Here is a 19,948-nt window from a genome sequence, read left to right on the forward strand (position 1 = left end):
CGTTATGGTCGGCGCCCCATCCTGGTGCCTGGTCCATGCGTTATCTACTGTTCGTCACCGTCCTCTGGGCGTTTTCCTTCAACCTGATCGGCGAGTACCTCGCCGGCCAGGTCGACAGCTACTTCGCCGTGCTCACCCGGGTCCTCCTCGCCGGCCTGGTGTTCCTTCCGCTGACCCGCTGGCGCGGGGTGGAGCCGCGCTTCATCGGCGGGGTGATGCTGGTCGGCGCGCTGCAGTTCGGCATCACCTATGTCTGCCTGTACCTCAGCTTCAACGTGCTGACGGTGCCCGAGGTACTGCTGTTCACCGTGCTGACCCCGGTCCACGTGGCCCTGCTCGACGACCTGTTGAACCGCCGCTTCAATGCCTGGGCCCTGGCCGCCGCGCTGGTGGCGGTGGTGGGTGCGGCGATCATCCGCTACGACGGGATCACCGGCGAGTTCCTCCAGGGCTTCCTGCTGCTGCAACTGGCCAACGCCACCTTCGCCGCCGGGCAGGTGCTGTACAAGCGCCTGGTGCGTCGATATCCGTCGCAACTGCCGCAGCGCCAGCGCTTCGGCTACTTCTTCCTCGGCGCGCTGCTGGTCGCCCTGCCGGCCTGGCTGCTGTTCGGCGATCCGCAGCGCCTGCCGGCCGGCGAACTGCAATGGGGCGTACTGGTGTGGATGGGCCTGCTGGCCACCGCGCTTGGCCAGTTCTGGTGGAACAAGGGCGCCACCGAGGTCGACGCCGGCAGCCTGGCGGTGATGAACAACCTGCATGTGCCGGTGGGGCTGCTGCTCAATCTGCTGATCTGGAACCAGCACGCCGACCTGCCGCGCCTGGCGCTGGGCGGCGCGATCATCGTCGCCTCGTTGTGGGTCAACCGGCTCGGCCGCCGCGAGGTGCGCGCATGAGGATCTCCGGACAGGGAGTGCTGTTGTCGCTGGCCGCCTCGCTGCTGTTCGTCACCCTGCCGGGCTACGTCCACCTGCTGGAACCGCTGGACAGCCTGCAGGTGCTGGCGCACCGGGTACTCTGGTCGATCCCGATGGTGCTCCTGCTGGTTGTCGCCACCCGCCAGTGGCCGACCCTGCGCGCCGCCTGGCGCCGGTTGTTCGCCGAGCCCTGGCTGCTGGCCTGCTTCCCGCTGACCGCGGCGATGATGCTGCTGCAATGGGGCATCTTCATCTGGGCACCGCTGGCCGGGAAGACCCTGGAGCTTTCGCTGGGCTATTTCCTCCTGCCGCTGGCGATGGTCCTGGTCGGCCGGGTGTTCTACGGCGAGCGCCTGACGCCGCTGCAGGGCATCGCCGTGGCCTGCGCGCTGGCCGGGGTACTGCACGAGTTCTGGCTGACCCGGGCGTTCTCCTGGGTCTCGCTGGTCACCGCCCTGGGCTACCCGCCGTACTTCATGCTGCGCAGGAAGATGGGGGTGGACGCGCTGTCAGGGTTCGTCTTCGAGATGCTCTTCCTGCTGCCGGTGGCGTTGTTCGCGCTGTATTGGCTGGGCGATGAAAGCCAGGCGTTCCGCGAGGCGCCGCGGCTGTGGCTGCTGCTGCCGATGCTGGGGCTGATCAGCGCGCTGGCCTTCGGCGCGATGATGGCCTCCAGCCGGCTGTTGCCGATGGGGCTGTTCGGCATCCTCAGCTACGTCGAACCGGTGCTGCTGTTCCTGGTGGCGGTACTGTTCCTCGGCGAGGCATTCCGCGTCGAGCAGCTGTGGACCTACGCGCCGATCTGGCTGGCGGTGCTGCTGACCGGCTGGGACAGCGCGCGCCTGCTGAGGAAACAGGCGCGGCGGGGCATCTGAGCGAGCCGCAGGCGCCGGAGTCAGCGCTTGCGGGTGCTCTCGACCTGGGCGAGGGTGGCCGGCAGGATACGCTTGCCGGCCAGGTAGTGGCGCTTCCAGTAGCTGCTGTTGAGGTCGGAGACGCGGACCTTCTTGCCGCGCCGCGGCGCATGCACGAAGCGATCGTTGCCGACGTAGATGCCGACGTGGTCGACGCTGCGGCTGCGGATCCGGAAGAACACCAGGTCGCCCGGCTGCAATTTGCCGCGGGAAACCTTGTTGTTGTCCATGTTGTAGATGGCGCGGGCGGTGCGCGGCAGGTCGACGTCGTCGACATCCTGGAATACGTAGTTGACCAGGCCGCTGCAATCGAAGCCCTTCTTCGGCGTGGTGCCGCCCCAGCGGTAGGGGGTGCCGATCATGCTGAAGGCGCGGTCGGTGACTTCGGAGGCGGCGGCCGCGACCACCGAGCGGTTGGCCGACTGGCGGGTGCTGACGACCCGGCTGGGCGACAGGGTGGAATTCTTCGACGGCTTGAAGGTATGGGTGACCTGGTTGGAAGCCAGGCTGGGCATCGAGAGTGCGGCCAGAAGGGCCGCGAAGCCTACAGACAGGCATGTCAAAAAGGGTGAACGCATTTCGGCATGTCTTCGCGTGCGTGAATAACGGTCCAGGCTTCCGCTGGTTCGTGGTTACTCTCTGTTCATCGGAGTGTCTTCTGGGTGACCGGAACGAGCCCTCCTGACTCTTCCGACCAGGCCGTCAAGCGAAACGGCCAACTGCCACCGGGCCTGGATGCATTCAGGTTGTCCCGGCGATAACGGGCTTAACGAAGGAAAATCGGGGACTCATCGGTGTTCCCAGCGTATTCCCCTACGAAAGCGGCGGCTATTGTGACCTATTTTGACGCCGGCCTTCTGACCATTCGTCGAATGATCGGTTCCGGATGTGACGCGCCGGTTTCAGCGTGCAAGTGACGACAGCTGCGGGGCCGGCAACGTCCTGTTGTGCGCCATGGCCTTGGAAAGCCTCTGCGCCGGGGGTATGTTCGTGGTCCCCGTACCCGAGTGAAGCCCGTAGAAGCGAGTCCAGATATGACCGAAACAGCCAAGCGCCCCTTGTACGTTCCCCATGCCGGCCCGTCGCTGCTGGAGATGCCGCTGCTGAACAAAGGCAGCGCGTTCAGTACCCAGGAACGCATCGATTTCAACCTGCAAGGCCTGCTGCCGCACAACATCGAGACCATCGAGGAGCAGACCGAGCGCGCCTACAGCCAGTACAACCTGTGCAACACCGATCTGGACCGCCACATCTTCCTGCGCTCGATCCAGGACAACAACGAGACCCTGTTCTTCCGCCTGCTCGAGGAGCACCTGGAAGAAATGCTGCCGATCATCTACACCCCCACGGTCGGCCAGGCCTGCCAGGAGTTCTCGAAGATCTACCGCACCCATCGCGGGCTGTTCATTTCCTACCCGGACCGCGAGCGGATCGACGACATCCTGCGCAGCGCCACCAAGAACAACGTGAAGATCGTGGTGGTCACCGACAGCGAACGGATCCTCGGCCTCGGCGACCAGGGCATCGGCGGCATGGGCATCCCGATCGGCAAGTTGTCGCTGTACACCGCCTGCGGCGGCATCAGCCCGGCCTATACCCTGCCGGTGGTGCTGGACGTCGGCACCAACAACCCCGACCTGCTCAACGACCCGATGTACATGGGCTGGCGCCACGAGCGGGTGAGCGGGGCGCAGTATGAGGAGTTCGTCGACCTGTTCATCCAGGCGATCAAGCGGCGCTGGCCGAACGTCCTGCTGCAGTTCGAGGATTTCGCCCAGACCAACGCGATGCCGTTGCTGGAGCGCTACAAGGACGAGCTGTGCTGCTTCAACGACGACATCCAGGGTACCGCCGCGGTGGCCGTGGGCACCCTCCTGGCGGCCTGCAAGGCCAAGGGCGAGAAGCTCAGCGAGCAGACCGTGACCTTCGTCGGCGCCGGTTCCGCCGGTTGCGGCATCGCCGAGCAGATCATCGCCGCCATGCGGCTGGAAGGACTGGACGAGGCCCAGGCGCGCCGGCGCATCTTCATGGTCGACCGCTGGGGCCTGCTCACCGACGACATGAGCAACCTGCTCGACTTCCAGCAGCGCCTGGCGCAGAAGCGCGCCGATCTCGGCGCCTGGGGCGGCCAGCAGGGCGACGACCTGGCGCTGCTGGAGGTGATCCGCAACGCCCGGCCGACGGTGCTGATCGGCGTCTCCGGGCAGCGCGGGCTGTTCTCCGAGGAGGTCATCCGCGAGCTGCACAGGCATTGCCCGCAGCCGCTGGTGATGCCGCTGTCGAACCCGACTTCGCGGGTCGAGGCGACCCCGCAGGAAATCCTCAACTGGACCGACGGCCAGGCGCTGGTCGCTACCGGCAGCCCGTTCCAGCCGGTACAGGTGGGCGACAGGCGGATGCCCATCGCCCAGTGCAACAACGCCTATATCTTCCCTGGCATCGGCCTCGGGGTGATCGCCGCGCGGGCCACCCGCGTCACCGACGGCATGCTGATGGCGGCGGCCAACGCCCTGGCCAACTGCTCGCCGATCGTCACCCGGGGCGAGGGCGCGGTGCTGCCGGCGCTGGGCGATATCCGCGAGGTCAGCAAGCGCATCGCAGTCGCCGTGGCCAAGCAGGCCCAGGCCGAGGGCAAGGCCCTGCAGACCAGCGACGAGGCGCTGAACGAGGCGATCGAGGCGAACTTCTGGTTCCCGCGCTACCGCGCCTACCGCCGGACCTCGTTCTGAGCCGGAGGAAGACCGCCGAAAGGGCGGGGCAATCGTCCGCCGATCCCATGGGCGTGGCGGTTGTCAGCCCTGTGCCGCAGTTCGCGCGCGAGTGCAGGAAGGCCACCCCAGGGTGGCCTTTTTCGTTGAAGGAAGGCCTGGCCTGGTTCCGTAGCGGATAACGCCACAGGCGTTATCCGCCGATATCCCGCGCATCGGCGGATAACCGCGGGGCGGTTATACACCCTACGTCGTGGTTCGGCGCAGGGGCGTGAAAGGGCATCCTCCGGGAGGCCTTGCTCGTGGGGAGGGGAGATTGCGCTCAGCGCACGTGGCCGGGGCGGGTACGCTGTTCCGTCGGCGCTTGCGCTCGCTCTGCCGCGCGTCGGGCCAGGGCCGGCAGGACATGGTCGCGCAGCAGTGGCGCGAGGTTGTCCGGTTGCGGCTGGCCGGGCAGCAGCCAGGCCAGCTCTTCCAGCTCGGCCTGGGCGCAGACCGCATGGGGCAGGCGGGCGACGTAGATATCGGCATCGACCCGGGTGTTCGCCTCGTTGGCCGCCGGCGCCTGGAAGTTGCCGAGGTGCTCGAAGGTCGATGCGCCCATCGGCAGGCGCAACTCCTCCAGCAGTTCGCGTTGCAGCGCGGCCAGCGGCGTCTCGCCCGGTTCACGCTTGCCGCCGGGAAGCATGAAGGCCTGGGTGCCGCGCTTGCGCACCAGCAGCAGGTTGCCCTGGTCGTCGAACAGGCAGGCGGCGGAAATGCTCAGCAGGGTATCGGTCATTCCTGATCGTCCTCGGTGATCACCTGGTAGCGCATCTGCACGATGCCGCTGTGGTAGCTGTGTTGTTCCAGCAGTCGCAGGCGCCGCTCGCGGCCGCCGGCGAACAGCGGGATGCCGGCGCCGAGCAGTTGCGGAACGACACTGACGATCACCTCGTCGAGCAGCCCGGCGCCCAGGCAACTGCCGGCCAGGCTGCCGCCGCCGGCCAGCCAGACCCGCCGGCAGCCCTGTTCGCCAAGGCGCGACAGGCCGTCCTGGGGCGTGGCATGGCGCAGTTCGACCCCCTCCAGCCCGCTCACCCGAGGATTGCGGGTGAGTACCTGGCAGGGCTTGCCCGGATAGGGCCAGTCGCCGAAGCCACGCACGACATCGTAGCTGCCGCGCCCCATCAGCAACCCGTCGATGCCCTGGTAGAAGGCGGCGTAGCCATGGTCGCTGCCGCCGCCGGCGAAACGGTCGAGCCAGTCGACGCTGCCGTCGGGGCGGGCGATGAAGCCGTCCAGGCTGGTGGCGACGTAGTAGATCAACTGTGGCTTCATGGCTGGCCCGCCTTTTTTCGGTCAATCAAACGGTGGCTTCGTCGCTGCGGCTCGGCGAAGCCAGCGTCTCGAACGAACGCGTCGCCGGTTCACGTCCGTCGAGCATGCCCTGCAGGCCCTGGCGCAGGTCCTGGCCGCTGGGCTGCTGGTAGGCGCCGAGGCCGAACTCCGGCATCACCGCCAGCAGGTAATCGAACACGTCGCCCTGGATGCGCTCGTAGTCGATCCAGCTGGTGGTGCGGGTGAAGCAGTATATCTCCAGCGGGATGCCCTGGGCGGTCGGCTGCATCTGGCGGACCATGCAGGTCATGCCCTGGTGGATGTCCGGGTGGTTCTGCAGGTAGGCCAGGGCATAGGCGCGGAAGGTGCCGATGTTGGTCAGCCGGCGGCGGTTGGCGGCCAGCGGCGCGACCCCGCCGTTGGTGGCGTTCCATTCCTGCAGCTCGGTCTGCTTGCGCGCCATGTACTCGGTGAGCAGGCGCACCTGGCCCAGGCGTTGCTCTTCCTTCTCGTCGAGGAAACGCACCTGGCTGGAGTCGACGTAGATCGCGCGCTTGATCCGCCGCCCGCCGGACTGTTGCATGCCGCGCCAGTTCTTGAACGACTCGGACATCAGGCGCCAGGTCGGCACCGAGACGATGGTCTTGTCGAAGTTCTGCACCTTCACGGTGTACAGGGTGATGTCCACCACGTCGCCGTCGGCGCCGACCTGCGGCATTTCGATCCAGTCGCCGACCCGCAGCATGTCGTTGCTGGTCAGCTGCACGCTGGCGACGAACGACATCAGGGTGTCCTTGTAGACCAGCAGGAGGACCGCCGACATCGCGCCGAGGCCCGATAGCAGCAGGAGCGGCGAGCGGTCGATGATGATCGAGACGATGATGATCGCGCCGAACACGAACACGGCGATCTTCGCCAGTTGCACGTAGCCCTTGATCGAACGGGTGCGGGCGTGCTCGGTGCGCGCGTAGATGTCCAGCAGGGCGTTGAGCAGCGCGGTGAGGGCGAGGATCAGGAACAGCACGGTGAAGGCCAGGGCCAGGTTGCCGAGGAAATGCGCGGCCTTGTCCGGCATCTCGGGAATCCACGGCAGGCCGAACTGTACCAGCAGCGACGGGGTGGTCTGCGCCAGGCGCTGGAACACCTTGTTGCGGATCAGGTCGCCGAACCAGTGCAACGCCGGCTGGCGGGCCAGCAGGTTGACCGCGTAGAGAACGACGTAGCGGGCGATCCGGCCGAGGATCAGGGCGCCCACCAGCAGCAGGCCGAAGGCCAGGCTGGCGTGGAGGATAGGGTGCTGGTCGAGCGCCGACCAGTATCCGGAGAGCTGATCGAGAAGGGATGTGGAGTCCATGGACAGGCGACTTCCTTTGTTGCGGGCGGGGGCGGGCGAGCCGCTTCCCACGGTTTAACGAACACCCCGACCCGTGGGCCGGGAGCGCACAAAGGGATCAAGAGTGCCTCATCGGGCCCCGCTTCGCACCTAGGATGTGTCTGAAAAGGTTTCCCGCCGACGTGTGGAATCAGCCGGCGAGCTCCTCCAGGGTGCGCCCGCGGGTCTCGATGCCGAAGCCCCAGACCACCAGGGCGGCGAGGCCGAAACACAGCGCGCCGAGGGTGAACACCCCGCCCTGGCCGGTGAGCGGCAGGATCAGCCCGGTGACCAGCGGGCCGAGCAGCGAGCCGATCCGCCCGACCGCCGAGGCGAAGCCCGAGCCGGTGGCCCGCGCGGAGGTCGGATAGAGCTCCGGGGTATAGGTGTAGAGCACCGCCCACATGCCGAACAGGAAGAACTGCATGGCCAGGCCGAAGCCGACCAGCAGCGCCAGGCTGCCGCCGAACACCGCGGTCTGGCCGTAGGCGTAGGCCATCGCGCCGCCGCCGAGGAGCATCAGCACGCAGCTCGGCTTGCGCCCCCAGCTTTCCACCAGCCAGGCCGCGCAGAGGAAGCCGGGTATCCCGGCCAGCGAGATCAGCACGGTGTAGTACACCGACTGGGTGACGGCGAAGCCGGATTGCTGGAGCAGCGCGCTGAGCCAGGAGGTCAGGCCGTAGAAGCCGAGCAGGGCGAAGAACCACAGACCCCAGACGGTCAGCGTGCGGCGCCGGTAGGTCGGCGACCAGAGTTCGGCGAAGGCGCCGAAGAAGCCCGGCCGCGAAGGTTCCGGCTGCGCCAGGCGCTGCGGCGGCGGCAGCTCGGCGAGGCGCAGCGAACGCATCACCCGTGCCTCGATGCCGCGCAGCACGCGCTCGGCCTGTTCGCGCCGGCCGGCCTGCTCCAGCCAGCGTGGCGACTCGGGCACCAGGAAGCGGATGACCAGGACGAAGACCGCCGGCAGCGCCAGCACCAGGAAGATCGTGCGCCAGCCGGTCAGCGGCAGGAGGATGTAGGACAGGCAGCCGGCGGCGACGAAGCCCAGCGGCCAGAAGCCGTCCATCAGGGCGATGTACTTGCCGCGGCGGCTGGCCGGGATCATTTCCGAGAGCAGCGACTGGGCGATGGGGAACTCCATGCCCATGCCGATCCCCAGCAGCACCCGGTAGAGGGTCAGGCTGCCGAGGTCGCCGGCGGTGGAGCAGAGGTAGCTGGCCAGGCCCCAGAGCACGATGCTCCACTGGAACACCGGCTTGCGCCCGAAACGGTCGGCGAGCATGCCCGACAGCGCCGCGCCGATCACCATGCCGAAGAAGCTGGAGCTGGCCAGCAGGCCGGCCTGGGCCGAGTCGAGGCCGAACTCGGCTTTGATCGAGCCGAGCAGGAAGGTCATCATCGCCAGGTCCATCGAGTCGAAGAAGAACGCCAGGGCGATGATCACGAAGATCAGCCGGTGGTAGGGGCTCAGCGGCAGTCGTTCCAGACGTTCGGCGGCGGAGGGCGGCGCGGTGGGCATGACGGGAGTCCTCTGGACGGCGGGCATCGGGCCAGTCTGCGAGCGCCGCCCGCGCCGCGCTTGCCTGGCGGCGACCCGCCGCCGGGCCGATTGCGACCCGCGCGCTGGCCGTCGCGTCGTGCGAATAAAGCCTGCGCGGCGGCGCGGCAACCGTTAGGCTATGCACCTGTCCATTTTCACCTGCAATGCCGAGGTTTCCCTTGTTCAGCCAATTCCCCCTCCACGAACGCCTGCTGAAGGCACTGGATAGCCTGTCCTTCAGCGAGCCGACGCCGGTCCAGGCCGCGGCCATTCCCCAGGCGCTGGAGGGACGCGACCTGCGGGTCACGGCGCAGACCGGCAGCGGCAAGACCGCGGCCTTCCTGCTGCCGTTGCTGAACCGTCTGCTGGCCGAGGAGAAGCCGCGCTCCCTGGCGCGCGCGCTGATCCTCCTGCCGACCCGCGAGCTGGCCCAGCAGACCCTCAAGGAAGTCGAGCGCTTCGCCCAGTTCACCTTCATCAAGGCCTGCCTGATCACTGGCGGCGAGGACTTCAAGGTGCAGGGCGCGCGCCTGCGCAAGAACCCGGAGATCGTCATCGGCACCCCCGGCCGCCTGCTCGAGCAGCGCAACGCCGGCAACCTGCCGCTGCAGGACATCGAGGTACTGGTGCTCGACGAGGCCGACCGCATGCTCGACATGGGCTTCGCCGACGACGTGCTGGCCCTGGCCAACGCCTGCCCGGCCGAGCGCCAGACCCTGCTGTTCTCCGCCACCCACAGCGGCGCCGGGCTGAACAAGGTGATCGCCGAGGTGCTGCGCGAGCCGCAAGTGCTGCGCCTGAACCAGGTCGGCGAGCTGAACGAGAACGTCCGCCAGCAGGTCATCACCGCCGACGACGTGGCGCACAAGGAACAGTTGCTGCAATGGCTGCTGGGCAACGAGACCTACACCAAGGCCATCGTCTTCACCAACACCCGGGTCTCCGCCGATCGCCTGACCGGGCGGCTGATCGCCAACCAGCACAAGGTCTTCGTCCTGCATGGCGAGAAGGACCAGAAGGACCGCAAGCTGGCCATCGAGCGCCTGAAGCAGGGCGCGGTGAAGATCCTCGTCGCCACCGACGTCGCCGCGCGCGGCCTGGACGTCGAGGGCCTGGACCTGGTGATCAACTTCGACATGCCGCGTAGCGGCGACGAGTACGTGCACCGCATCGGCCGCACCGGCCGCGCAGGCGCCGAGGGCCTGGCGATCTCGCTGATCTGCCACAACGACTGGAACCTGATGTCGAGCGTCGAGCGCTACCTCAAGCAGCATTTCGAACGGCGCAACATCAAGGAACTGAAGGCCGCCTACCAGGGGCCGAAGAAGCTCAAGGCCTCGGGCAAGGCCGCCGGCAGCAAGAAGAAAAAACAGGATCGGAAGGGCGCCGCCGCCAAGCCCGCGGCCAGGCGCAAGCCCGCCGCGCGGCCGAAGGCCGGTCCGTCGGCGGTGGTCAGCGCCGACGGCATGGCGCCGCTCAGGCGCAAGAAACCGGCGGCGGAGTGAGCGCGCGCCACCGACGGCCTCGTAGGGCGGACAACCGCTTGCGGTTACCCGCCGTGCCGGCGCTCGATGGCGGATAACGCCGCTGGCGTCATCCGCCCTACGGGTTTGCCAGGCATCCTTCTCAACTCCCCGCCGTCGCGCCCGCCTCGTCGTTGGCTGGCGGCGGCGCGGCGCTCTTCACCAGCGGCGTGTCGTAGCTGCTGGCCTCGTAGCTCACGCAATGGCGGATCTGCGGCGGACCGTCGCCGGCATGCAGGGCGGTGACGTTGTCGATGACGATCTTGTCGGCCAGGGTCATGCGGTCGAGCATGCGCAGGTGCTGGATCCAGTTGTCCACCAGGAACAGTTCCTGCCAGACCTCCGGGTTGCTCACGTCGCGGAACAGCGACCAGCGCTCCGCGCCGTTGCGCAGGCGCAGGCGGCGCAACGGCTGGGCGGCGCGGACGAAGTCGCGGGTGCGCTCGGCGGGAATCCGGTACTCGATGGAGACCAGCACCATGCCGCGCCGGGTGTTGAAGACGAAGCTCGGCTGCCCGGGCATGCTCGCCGGCGCGCGGGAGATGCTGGCGGCGTCCATTTCCGGCAGGCGCGAGTTGTACAGCAGGATCACCGAGGCCAGCAGCAGGCAGCCGGCGGCCAGCAGCGCGCCGTGCACGGTCATGGTTTCGGCGAGATGGCCCCAGAGGAACGAGCCCAGCGCCAGGCCGCCGTACAGCGCGGTCTGGTACAGCGCCAGGGCGCGCGCCTTGATCCAGTCGGGAACGAGGATCTGCACCGCCGAATTGTAGGTGGCGAGGGCGCCGATCCAGCAGCCGCCGCCGAGGATCAGCACCGGGAACAGTATCCAGAGGTTGTCCACCAGGCCGAGGGTCAGCAGGATCAGGGCCAGGGTGAAGCCGGCCAGGCTGATCAGCCGGCTGCTGCCGATCCGCTGGCGCAGGCGCGAGACCTGGGTGCTGCCGAGGATCGCGCCGAGGCCGAGGGCGCCGAGCATGTAACCGTAGATCGCCGCGTCGCCGTCCGGGTTGCGGTGCGCCAGCAGCGGCAGCAGGGCCCAGACCGCGCTGGCGGAGAGGCCGAAGGCGAAGGAGCGCATCATCACCAGGCGGGTGACGGTGGAGTACTGGGTGAAGCGCAGCGCCGCGATGACCCCTTCGAGGATGCCTTCCGGCGGCAGGCTGCGCTTGGGCAGGTCGCGCCGCCACTGCCAGATCGCCCAGATCAACGCCATGTAGCAGAAGCTGTTGAACAGGAACACCCAGGCCGGCCCCACCGCGCTCAGCAGCAGGCCGCCGAGGGCCGGGCCGGCGGCACGGGCGACGTTGTAGTTGACGCTGTTGAGCAGCACCGCGTCGCTGACCATGCGCGCCGGCACCTGCTCGTTGACCGCCGCCTGCCAGGCCGGGATGGTCACCGAGCCGCCGAGGGAGATCCAGAGGATGGAGATGATCAGCAGCACCGGATCGAGGTAGCCGAGAAAGGCCAGGAGGGTGGCGAACATCGCCCCGGTCATCTCGAAGCTGAGGCCCCAGAGCATGATCTTGCGCCGGTCGTGGTTGTCGGCGATGACCCCGGAGAGGATCGACAGCAGCACCAGCGGCAGCGCTGCGGCGACCTGGATCATCGCCACCATCAGCGGGCTGGCATGGGCGTCGGTGACCACCCAGGCGGCGGCCACCGATTGCGCCCAGGTGCCGAGGTTGGCGAACAGGTTGCAGATCCAGATGATGCGGAAGGCCTGGATCGAGAACGGCGCCCAGGTGCCGGTGCGTTCGGGCTTGGCCGCTTGGCCTTCGGGTTTGAGGGGCAGGTCGTGCTTGGGCGAAACGGACTGGAGCATCAGATGGGTGCCTTGTATCAGCGTGCCTGATGTCGGGAAAGTCTAGCCGCCTGGCGCCTGGGCGCCATTGATGGCGGTCATGGGGCCGGCCCGGCGTGGATAGACATTGGTCCGATGGCGCTATCGGAGAGTTCCGATGGCGGGGCTGGACAGTGCCCTGCCGCGCCCGGGGTTGGTAGGCTTGCCGGCACCGGACGAAGACAAGAGCGAAAAGCCGATGAAGTTGCTGCTGCGTTGCCTGCTGCTGGGGTTGTACACGGTCTCGCCAAGCCTCTGGGCCTGGTCCAACCATACGGTGGGCAGCTACCTGGCGCTGCGCGAGGTAGCGGCGATCCGCGAGGCGCCGGAGGTCGTGGTGGAGCCGCTGGAGGCCTTCCTCACCGCCGAGCGCGGCGGCCTGGCCGCGCTGCTGGACGAGCAGGAAGCCTACGCCCGCGCGCATATCGGCAACTACCCGGCACGCCCGGACGCCCTGCGCTTCACCGCCGAGGGCGAGGCCGGCGACCTGCGCCAGGCGTTCCTCGCGGCGCTGCGGGTCAACCCGGAGATCCGCCTGGCGCTGGCGCTCCAGCCGCTGCCCGGGCAGGACCCGCCGCAGCGCCCGCACCTCAAGGCCCGGGAGGTGCTGGTGTTCCAGAACCTCTCGCCCTGGACCGCCTGGCGTTTCATCCGTCTGCAACCGGGCGAGCGGGTCGCACCCCTGGCGGTGCTGGCCACCGCCGCCGACGAACCGGACTACGGCCACGACATCAACCTGTTCAGCGACAATCCCGGCGAGGCCGGCCAGCGCTACGGCTTCGGCCCGCAGCCGTTCGGCGACCCACGCTTCGAGTTCAGCTCCCAGGCGCCGTTCCACATGGGCTTCTACCACGAGTCGGCGGTGATCTACAGCGGTGCGCCGTTCCTCGCCCGTGCCTGGCCGGAATGGCGCGCCTACCAGTACTTCGGACTGTCGCGCTTCGCCTTCGCCAGTGGCCATCCCTACTGGGGCTACCGCTTCCTCGGCTGGGGTATGCATTACATCCAGGACCTCACCCAGCCCTACCACTCCACGCCGCTGCCCGGTGCCAGCCTGGCGGCGATGCTGCAGATGGAGGGCAAGGCGCTGCTCGGCTACCCGGAGGAAAAACAGGCGGCCATCGAGCGCGTGGCGAACCGCCATACCGCGGTGGAGAAATACCAGTTCGACTGGCTGCGCCAACTGCTGCGCGACGGCCGTCCGCAGCCGATGCTCGACGCCTACGCCGACACCCGCCGCGACAGTGCCTATCCGGGTTATTCGCCGACCTATTTGCGCGAGGTGGTGGCCGCCGAGTCGAACGCCCACGCCGCGGCCTTCGACGCCGCCATCGGCGAATGGCTGGCCGCACGCCCGGCCTCCGCCGCGCAGGACTTCAGCGAGAGCAACCAGCCGCGCCACGAAACCCACGACAACGCGGCGTTGAACGTGCAGTTGGTCGAACTGATCGGGCATTTCGGCGCGCATAGCCGGAATATCGCCAGGGCGGCGTTGGAGACGGAGGAGGGAGGGGGGAAAGAGTGAGGGGGAGGGCGGATAAGCGGCGGATAACCGGGAGCGGTTATTCGCCCTACGGAGTTGGGGCGCTGTCCGGCATTTCCGGGGTGTGCAGGGCGGCGAACCCGTCCCGCCAGGCGGGTCGATACCGCGACTCAGTCGCGCAACAGTTCCGCAGGCACCTCGCTGCGCAACATCAACTGGCACTGCTGGCTCTCCGGGTCGAACAGGATCACCGCCTCGCCCCGCCGCAAGGCATGGCGGGCGCGTTCCACGCGCACGTCCAGCGGGGTCTCGTCGCCGTTGTCGGTGCCTTCGCGGGTGACGAAGTCCTCCAGCAGGTTGTTCAGGGTGTCGGCTTCGAGCAGGTCGTGGGGGATCAGCATGGCGGTACTCCGGTATGGCGGCGAATGCTAGCGCGGCGCGTCCTCGGCTGTCATGCCTGGCGCGAGGGCTGGCCGAGCAGGCGTTCGAGGGTGGCGTAGAGTTCCGTCCGGTCCACCGGCTTGCCGAGGTAGGCGTCCATGCCGGCCTCGATCCCGGCCTGGCGGTGCTCGTCGAGTATGTGCGCGGTCAGGGCGACGATCGGTACCCGTGGCCAGTCCCGGGCGCGCTCTTCCCGACGGATCAGGCGGGTCGCCTCGAAACCGTCCATTTCCGGCATCTCGCCATCCATCAGGATCAGCTGGATACCGTTCGGGTCGCGCAGGTACTCGTCCAGCGCCAGCCGGCCGTTGCCGGCCAGGCGCACCGCATAGCCGCGCTTGGCGAGGAAGCCGCGTACCACCAGCTGGTTCACCGGGTTGTCCTCGGCCACCAGGATGCATGGGGTATCCCGCTCTGGTTCCCGGGGCGCCTCGCTGTTGCCTCGTAGCTGCCGGCGGCGTTCGCGGTACAGCTCCAGCAGCGCTGTGCGCAGGGCATTCACCGTCACTGGCTGGGCCAGCGCCAGCAGGCGCAGGCCCTCGTGCGGCGGCAGGTCGTGGCAGTGCTGCGGCGGACACAGCAGGAGGATGCGCTGGCCTCGTTCCAGCTGTGCGTAGAGGGAGTCCAGCCAGATCGACGGCGGACCCGGCCAGGGCGCCGCCAGCACCAGCAGGGGGGGCGCACTGAAGTCCTCGAGATAGGCGTTCAGCCGCCGTGGCTGGAGACAGCGCTCGACTCGCAGCCCCCAGCGTTCCAGCGTTGCCTGCAGACAGTCCAGGGTCAGGTTGTCCTCGCTGGCCAGCAGGACCGGGCGACCTTGCAGCAGGTGCACCAGTTCATCCGCATCGCCGCTGTCGAGGGCGGGGCTGAGCGGCAGGTCGACGCTGAACCGGGTGCCTTTGCCGGGTTCGCTGCTCACCTCGATGCGCCCGCCCATCATCTGCACCAGTTCGCGGCTGATCGCCAGCCCCAGGCCGCTGCCGCCGTAGCGGCGGGTGGTGCTGGAATCGGCCTGGGAAAAGGACTCGAACAGGGTCGCCTGCGCCTGGGCGGAAATCCCGATGCCGCTGTCGCTGACGCTGTAGAGCAGGCGCTCGCGCCCAGCCTCGTCGAAGCGCCGCTGCACGCGCAGGGCGACATGGCCTTCGGCGGTGAACTTGAGGGCGTTGCCGAGCAGGTTCGTCAGGACCTGGCGCAGACGCGTCGGGTCGCCGTTGAGGCGGCGCGGCACGCCCCTGTCCAGGCCCAGGTGCAGGCGCAGGCGTTTCTCCCGGGCCTGGGCGCCGAACAGGGCGAGGGTGTCGGAGAGCAGTTCCTCCAGGTCGAAGTCGATGCGTTCCAGCTGCAGCTTGCCGGACTCGATGCGGGCGTAGTCGAGGATATCGTTGATCACCGACATCAGTGCGTTGCCGGAGCTGGCGATGGTCTCCACGCAGGCCGCCTGGCCGCGGTCCAGCGGGGTGTCGCGGAGCAGTTGCAGCATGCCCAGCACGCCGTTCAGCGGGGTGCGGATCTCATGGCTCATCTTCGCCAGGAAGCGGCTCTTCGCCTCGTTCTCCACTCGTGCCTGCTCGGCCGCCTGGCGCGAGCGGAAGCCTTCCTCCTTGAGCGCGTTGATGCGGTCGGCGAGGCCGATGGACAGGGTCACCAGCTCCACGATCATGCCGACCTTGACCACGCCGCTGCCGAACAGGCCGAACAGCTCGAAGCCCAGCGAGGCGGCGGTGGTGACCAGGAACGACAGCAGCAGCGCGCCCCAGGCCAGGATGTAGTAGAGGCCGTAGCGCAGGCCCTGGCGCCAGACGTGGACGCCGGCCAGCAGCAGGCTGAGGGATACCAGCATCACCGTCAGGCTGGCGAGGACGTTCCAGGCGCGCAGCCCCACCAGCGGCTCGCTGGCCAGCAGTACCACGCAGGCCAGCAGCAGGCCGCGGAGGACGCGGTCGAGGCGCGGGAAATCGCGGCGTGTGTAGAGGTAGCCGCGGCTGAACTGGATCGACACCAGGCAACTGAGGTACATCAGCAGGTAGATGCCGGCCGACTCCAGCGCCACGTATCCGGGCAGCAGCCTGAACAGCAGGCCGTCGAAGCTGGCGGAGAACAGGCCGAGGCTGAGGTTGTAGAGCAGGTACCAGGCATAGGTCGCCTCGCGCAGCGAGACGAACAGGAACAGGTTGTAGCAGAACAGCCCGAACAGCACGCCGTAGAAGGCCCCGTTGAAGCCCATCAGGATCTCCTGGCTGGCCGCGCTGGCGGAGTAGGTGGCGAAGTACAGCGGAACGTAGACGGTGCTGGTGGTCTGCACGCGCAGCAGCAGGGTGCTCTCGCCGGGCGGCAGTCGCAGCGGGAACCAGAAGTTGCGCACCTGCACCGGGCGCTGGGAGAAGGCGAACAGGTCGCCGCTCTCCTGCTGCTCGATGCGCCCGTCGGCAGTCAGCAGGTAGACCTTGAGGTCGTCCAGCAGCGGGTAGTTGACTTCCAGGAAGCCAGCCAGGTCGGCGCCGTTGCGGTTGTCCAGGCGCACCCTGAACCACCAGGCCGCGGGGTTCTTGCCGAAGTTCGCGTGGTCGCCGTGCAGGGATGCGAAGGCCTGGGCCGGCAAGGCGAGGATGTCGTCCAGGCGCGCCTTGCCGCCGGCGTCGCGGTAGTACTCGGCGTACTCGCCCAGTGACAGGCGCAGGTCCTCTCCGTCCAGCGGCGCCGGCGGCTGCGCCCGGACCGGCAGCGCGCAGCAGAGCAACAGCAGGACCAGGCAGAGTCGGGACATGCAACTACTCCATGGACACGAGTCGGCACGCATGATGCTACGGAGGAAATGAGACAGGCGAGGGAACCTGCCATCAGCCTAGCAGTTGGCTGGAGAGGAGAGTGGCCTCCCCGGGGGCGGGGAGGCCGGCGTGGATTCAGTCCTTGTCGCTGTTGTTGCTGCTGTCGAGCACCTCGTCCACTGGCGGGACGTGGGTGCAGCTTTCCATGTGCACCGGATGCTCGAGCTGTTTGTTGAAGCGCTCCAGCGAGGCGTCCCGCGGCTTGGCGTCGCTGGCGAAGACCGGCGGGCTGAGCATGTAGGCGGTGAGCAGGCGGCTCAGCGCGGCGAGGCTGTCGATGTGCGTGCGCTCGTAACCGTGGGTGGCGTCGCAGCCGAACGCCAGCAGCGCGGCGCGGGTGTCGTGGCCGGCGGCGATCGCCGACTGCGCGTCGCTGTGGTAGTAGCGGAACAGGTCGCGGCGCAGGGCGATGTCATGGCGCTCGCCGAGCCGCAGCAGGTGCCGCGACAGATGGAAATCGTACGGTCCGCCGGAGTCCTGCATGGCCACGCTGACGCTGTGCTCGTTGGAGTTCTGGCCCTCGGCCACCGGGGCGATGTCGATCCCGACGAACTCGCTGACGTCCCAGGGCAGGGCGCCGGCGGCGCCGGAGCCGACTTCCTCGGTGATGGTGAACAGCGGGTGGCAGTCGATCGGCGGCTCCTGGCCGCTTTCCTTGACCGCCTTCAGTGCCGCCAGCAGCGCCGCGACCCCGGCCTTGTCATCGAGGTGGCGGGCACTGATGTGGCCGCTCTCGGTGAACTCCGGCAACGGATCGAAGGCCACGTAGTCGCCTACCGAGACGCCCAGGCTCTCGCTGTCGGCGCGGCTGGCGGTATAGGCGTCGAGGCGCAACTCGATGTTGTCCCAGCTGATCTTCAGGTTGTCCACCTCGGTATTGAACGCGTGACCGGAGGCCAGCAGCGGCAGCACGCTGCCGCGGAACACGCCCTGTTCGGTGAACACCGTGACCCGGCTGCCCTCGGCGAAGCGGCTCGACCAGCAGCCTACCGGGGCCAGGCCGAGGCGGCCGTTGGGCTTGATCTCGCGGACCAGCGCGCCGATCGTGTCGAGGTGCGCGGAAACCGCCCGGTCCGGGGTGTTCAGGCGGCCCTGGAGGGTCGCGCGGATGGTTCCCCGGCGAGTCATCTCGAAGGGCACGCCGAGTTCGTCGAGCTGTTCGGCGACATAGCGCACGATGGTGTCGGTGAAGCCGGTGGGGCTGGGGATGGCGAGCATTTCCAGCAGTACCCGTTGCAGGTAGTTGAGGTCCGGTTGTGGCAGAGGGGTCATGAAGGCACCTCGCGGCTGAGGGGGAAGAGAAGGTCGACGAAGCGTTCGGCGGTCGGTTGCGGCTCGTGGTTGGCCAGGCCGGCGCGCTCGTTGGCTTCGATGATCACGTAGTCGGGCTGGTCGGCGGCCTCGACCAGGAAGTCCAGGCCCACTACCGGGATCTCCAGGGCGCGCGCGGCCTGGATCGCGGCCTCGCGGAGGGCCGGGTGGAGGGCGTCGGTGACATCCTCGAGGATGCCGCCGGTGTGCAGGTTGGCGGTGCGCCGCACGGCCAGGTGCTCGCCGCTGGGCAGCACGTCGTCGTAGCCGTAGCCGGCTGCCTGCAGGGTGCGCTCGGTCTCGTGGTCGAGCGGGATGCGGCTTTCCCCGCCGGTGGCGGCCTGGCGTCGGCGGCTCTGGGCCTCGATCAGCTCGCGGATGCTGTGCCGGCCGTCGCCGATCACCGCGGCGGGGCGGCGGATGGCGGCGGCCACCACCTCGTAGCCGATCACCAGTACGCGCAGGTCGTGGCCGGCGTGGCAGCTCTCCAGCAGCACGCGCGAGTCGAAATGGCGGGCGGCCTCGATGGCCTCCTCGACCTCTTGCGCGGTGCGCAGGTCGACCGCCACGCCCTGGCCCTGCTCGCCGTCCACCGGCTTGACCACCAGCGAACCGTGCTCGGCGAGGAACGCGGCGTTTTCCTCGGCGCTGCCGGCCAGGCGCTGCTGCGGCTGGCGCAGGCCGGCGCGGTGCAGGGCGCGATGGGTGAGGACCTTGTCCTGGCAGAGGGTCATGCTCACCGCCGTGGTCAGGTCGGAGAGCGATTCGCGGCAACGGATCTGCCGGCCGCCCTGGGTCAGGGTGAACAGGCCGCCCTCGGCGTCGTCGACGCGCACCTCGATACCGCGGCGGTGGGCCTCGTCGACGATGATCCGGGCGTAGGGGTTGAGGTCTTCCTCCGGGCCGGGACCGAGGAACAGCGACTGGTTGATGCCGTTCTTGCGCTTGATGGTGAAGGTCGCCAGCTCGCGGAAGCCGAGCTTGCGGTAGAGCGCCTTGGCCTGCTGGTTGTTGTGCAGCACCGAGAGATCGAGGTAGGCCAGTTCGCGGCTCATGAAGTGCTCGACCAGGTGCCGCACCAGCGCCTCGCCGACCCCCGGCCGGCTGCATTGCGGGTCCACCGCCAGGCACCAGAGGCTGGAGCCGCCCTCCGGATCCTGGAATGCCTTGGCGTGGTTCAGGCCCATCACCGTGCCTACCGCGACGCCAGTGTCGGCGTCCTCGGCCAGCCAGTAGATCGGCCCGCCCTGGTGGCGCGGGCTGAGGCGTTCGGTCTGCACCGGAAGCATGCCGCGCGCCAGGTACAGGCGGTTGATCGCCGCCCAGTCTTCCCCGGTATGCACCCGGCGGATGCGGAAGCCACGTGGCGGACGGCGTGCCGGGCGGTAGTCGGTGAACCACAGGCGCAGGGTATCCGAGGGGTCGAGGAACAGTTGTTGCGGGGCGTGCGCCAGGACCTGTTGCGGCGCCGCCACGTAGAGCGCGATGTCGCGTTCGCCGGGGGCCTCCTGGAGCAGGTCGCGAGCCAGCTCCTCGACGTCCGGATAGGTCTGCCCGATCAGCAGGCGACCCCAGCCGCAGTGGATGCTCAGCGGTTTCTCGGTCGGCTCGCTGTGATCTTCGGCAAGACGCGCCTGCAGGCGTTCGTAGGTGGGCGCCTGGATGCGTTGCAGGCGCTGGTTGTGCGGATGAGGCAGATGCAAGTGGCCTTTCATGATCGCTCCTGGTTCGGGCCCCTGCGTCGGGGGTCC

At 68.3% G+C, this 19,948-nt stretch carries 15 protein-coding genes; 5 read left to right on the forward strand and 10 right to left on the reverse strand.

Going from position 1 to position 19,948, the window contains the following annotated elements; all coding sequences use genetic code 11:
* Positions 1–35 precede the first annotated feature (35 nt).
* Together B7D75_RS07660 and rarD are read left to right on the forward strand one after the other, a co-directional pair.
* Positions 36–896: a carboxylate/amino acid/amine transporter gene (locus B7D75_RS07660; protein WP_107113891.1), complete on the forward strand. Its 861-nt coding sequence runs from the start codon at positions 36–38 to the stop codon at positions 894–896.
* Positions 893–1,792 carry an EamA family transporter RarD gene (rarD, locus tag B7D75_RS07665; protein WP_033996716.1) on the forward strand — a complete coding sequence of 300 codons (900 nt, stop codon included), beginning with the start codon at positions 893–895 and terminating at the stop codon, positions 1,790–1,792. Before B7D75_RS07660 ends, rarD begins: the two co-directional genes overlap by 4 nt.
* Before the next feature lie 20 nt (positions 1,793–1,812).
* Here rarD and B7D75_RS07670 read toward each other — a convergent pair whose 3' ends face one another.
* A complete protein-coding gene (locus tag B7D75_RS07670) occupies positions 1,813–2,409 on the reverse strand; it encodes a C40 family peptidase (protein ID WP_034081925.1) in 597 nt (198 codons plus the stop codon).
* Between the two features lie 456 nt (positions 2,410–2,865).
* Here B7D75_RS07670 and B7D75_RS07680 point away from each other — a divergent pair, with 456 nt between their 5' ends.
* Positions 2,866–4,560, forward strand: a complete 1,695-nt coding sequence (locus B7D75_RS07680) for an NAD-dependent malic enzyme (protein ID WP_034081923.1) — start codon at positions 2,866–2,868, stop codon at positions 4,558–4,560.
* A gap of 301 nt (positions 4,561–4,861) precedes the next feature.
* Here B7D75_RS07680 and B7D75_RS07685 read toward each other — a convergent pair whose 3' ends face one another.
* From B7D75_RS07685 to B7D75_RS07700, 4 genes are all read right to left on the reverse strand, one after another.
* Positions 4,862–5,320: an NUDIX hydrolase gene (locus B7D75_RS07685; protein ID WP_003155946.1), complete on the reverse strand. Its 459-nt coding sequence runs from the start codon at positions 5,318–5,320 to the stop codon at positions 4,862–4,864.
* A complete protein-coding gene (locus B7D75_RS07690) occupies positions 5,317–5,859 on the reverse strand; it encodes a dihydrofolate reductase family protein (RefSeq protein WP_033996714.1) in 543 nt (180 codons plus the stop codon). Before B7D75_RS07690 ends, B7D75_RS07685 begins: the two co-directional genes overlap by 4 nt.
* Before the next feature lie 25 nt (positions 5,860–5,884).
* A complete protein-coding gene (locus tag B7D75_RS07695; RefSeq protein WP_053813553.1) occupies positions 5,885–7,213 on the reverse strand; it encodes a mechanosensitive ion channel family protein in 1,329 nt (442 codons plus the stop codon).
* 169 nt (positions 7,214–7,382) lie between these two features.
* Entirely contained in the window at positions 7,383–8,750 is a 1,368-nt protein-coding gene (locus B7D75_RS07700; RefSeq protein WP_034081918.1) for an MFS transporter, read from the reverse strand.
* A gap of 185 nt (positions 8,751–8,935) precedes the next feature.
* Between B7D75_RS07700 and B7D75_RS07705 the strand changes: the two genes are divergently transcribed.
* The gene (locus tag B7D75_RS07705; RefSeq protein ID WP_074197440.1) at positions 8,936–10,276 is read left to right on the forward strand and encodes a DEAD/DEAH box helicase; all 1,341 of its coding nucleotides are present in this window, start codon (positions 8,936–8,938) and stop codon (positions 10,274–10,276) included.
* A 121-nt stretch (positions 10,277–10,397) separates the two neighbouring features.
* Here B7D75_RS07705 and B7D75_RS07710 read toward each other — a convergent pair whose 3' ends face one another.
* Positions 10,398–12,116 carry an MFS transporter gene (locus tag B7D75_RS07710; RefSeq protein WP_058129889.1) on the reverse strand — a complete coding sequence of 573 codons (1,719 nt, stop codon included), beginning with the start codon at positions 12,114–12,116 and terminating at the stop codon, positions 10,398–10,400.
* 217 nt (positions 12,117–12,333) lie between these two features.
* Between B7D75_RS07710 and B7D75_RS07715 the strand changes: the two genes are divergently transcribed.
* Entirely contained in the window at positions 12,334–13,659 is a 1,326-nt protein-coding gene (locus B7D75_RS07715) for a phospholipase C/P1 nuclease family protein (protein WP_107114661.1), read from the forward strand.
* 128 nt (positions 13,660–13,787) lie between these two features.
* On the opposite strand, the gene B7D75_RS07720 is transcribed toward B7D75_RS07715, so the two are convergent.
* The 4 genes from B7D75_RS07720 to ngg all read right to left on the reverse strand — a co-directional run bounded on the left by B7D75_RS07720 (position 13,788) and on the right by ngg (position 19,912).
* Entirely contained in the window at positions 13,788–14,018 is a 231-nt protein-coding gene (locus B7D75_RS07720) for a YheU family protein (RefSeq protein WP_003091959.1), read from the reverse strand.
* A 50-nt stretch (positions 14,019–14,068) separates the two neighbouring features.
* A complete protein-coding gene (locus tag B7D75_RS07725) occupies positions 14,069–16,825 on the reverse strand; it encodes a hybrid sensor histidine kinase/response regulator (RefSeq protein ID WP_107113892.1) in 2,757 nt (918 codons plus the stop codon).
* 136 nt (positions 16,826–16,961) lie between these two features.
* Positions 16,962–18,158, reverse strand: a complete 1,197-nt coding sequence (locus tag B7D75_RS07730) for an osmoprotectant NAGGN system M42 family peptidase (protein WP_012074813.1) — start codon at positions 18,156–18,158, stop codon at positions 16,962–16,964.
* Positions 18,155–19,912, reverse strand: a complete 1,758-nt coding sequence (ngg, locus tag B7D75_RS07735; protein WP_107113893.1) for an N-acetylglutaminylglutamine synthetase — start codon at positions 19,910–19,912, stop codon at positions 18,155–18,157. The genes B7D75_RS07730 and ngg overlap by 4 nt, the downstream gene beginning before the upstream one ends.
* Positions 19,913–19,948 lie beyond the last annotated feature (36 nt).

This window comes from Pseudomonas paraeruginosa (assembly GCF_003025345.2).
In the GTDB taxonomy this organism is placed as follows: Bacteria; Pseudomonadota; Gammaproteobacteria; order Pseudomonadales; family Pseudomonadaceae; genus Pseudomonas; species Pseudomonas paraeruginosa.

Bases quoted from the DNA above. Each gene is read 5' to 3' on its own strand.
- B7D75_RS07660 (WP_107113891.1), top strand. From the start codon at position 36: ATGCGTTATCTACTGTTCGTCACCGTCCTCTGGGCGTTTTCCTTCAAC.
- rarD (WP_033996716.1), top strand. From the start codon at position 893: ATGAGGATCTCCGGACAGGGAGTGCTGTTGTCGCTGGCCGCCTCGCTG.
- B7D75_RS07670 (WP_034081925.1), bottom strand. From the start codon at position 2,409: ATGCGTTCACCCTTTTTGACATGCCTGTCTGTAGGCTTCGCGGCCCTT.
- B7D75_RS07680 (WP_034081923.1), top strand. From the start codon at position 2,866: ATGACCGAAACAGCCAAGCGCCCCTTGTACGTTCCCCATGCCGGCCCG.
- B7D75_RS07685 (WP_003155946.1), bottom strand. From the start codon at position 5,320: ATGACCGATACCCTGCTGAGCATTTCCGCCGCCTGCCTGTTCGACGAC.
- B7D75_RS07690 (WP_033996714.1), bottom strand. From the start codon at position 5,859: ATGAAGCCACAGTTGATCTACTACGTCGCCACCAGCCTGGACGGCTTC.
- B7D75_RS07695 (WP_053813553.1), bottom strand. From the start codon at position 7,213: ATGGACTCCACATCCCTTCTCGATCAGCTCTCCGGATACTGGTCGGCG.
- B7D75_RS07700 (WP_034081918.1), bottom strand. From the start codon at position 8,750: ATGCCCACCGCGCCGCCCTCCGCCGCCGAACGTCTGGAACGACTGCCG.
- B7D75_RS07705 (WP_074197440.1), top strand. From the start codon at position 8,936: ATGCCGAGGTTTCCCTTGTTCAGCCAATTCCCCCTCCACGAACGCCTG.
- B7D75_RS07710 (WP_058129889.1), bottom strand. From the start codon at position 12,116: ATGCTCCAGTCCGTTTCGCCCAAGCACGACCTGCCCCTCAAACCCGAA.
- B7D75_RS07715 (WP_107114661.1), top strand. From the start codon at position 12,334: ATGAAGTTGCTGCTGCGTTGCCTGCTGCTGGGGTTGTACACGGTCTCG.
- B7D75_RS07720 (WP_003091959.1), bottom strand. From the start codon at position 14,018: ATGCTGATCCCCCACGACCTGCTCGAAGCCGACACCCTGAACAACCTG.
- B7D75_RS07725 (WP_107113892.1), bottom strand. From the start codon at position 16,825: ATGTCCCGACTCTGCCTGGTCCTGCTGTTGCTCTGCTGCGCGCTGCCG.
- B7D75_RS07730 (WP_012074813.1), bottom strand. From the start codon at position 18,158: ATGACCCCTCTGCCACAACCGGACCTCAACTACCTGCAACGGGTACTG.
- ngg (WP_107113893.1), bottom strand. From the start codon at position 19,912: ATGAAAGGCCACTTGCATCTGCCTCATCCGCACAACCAGCGCCTGCAA.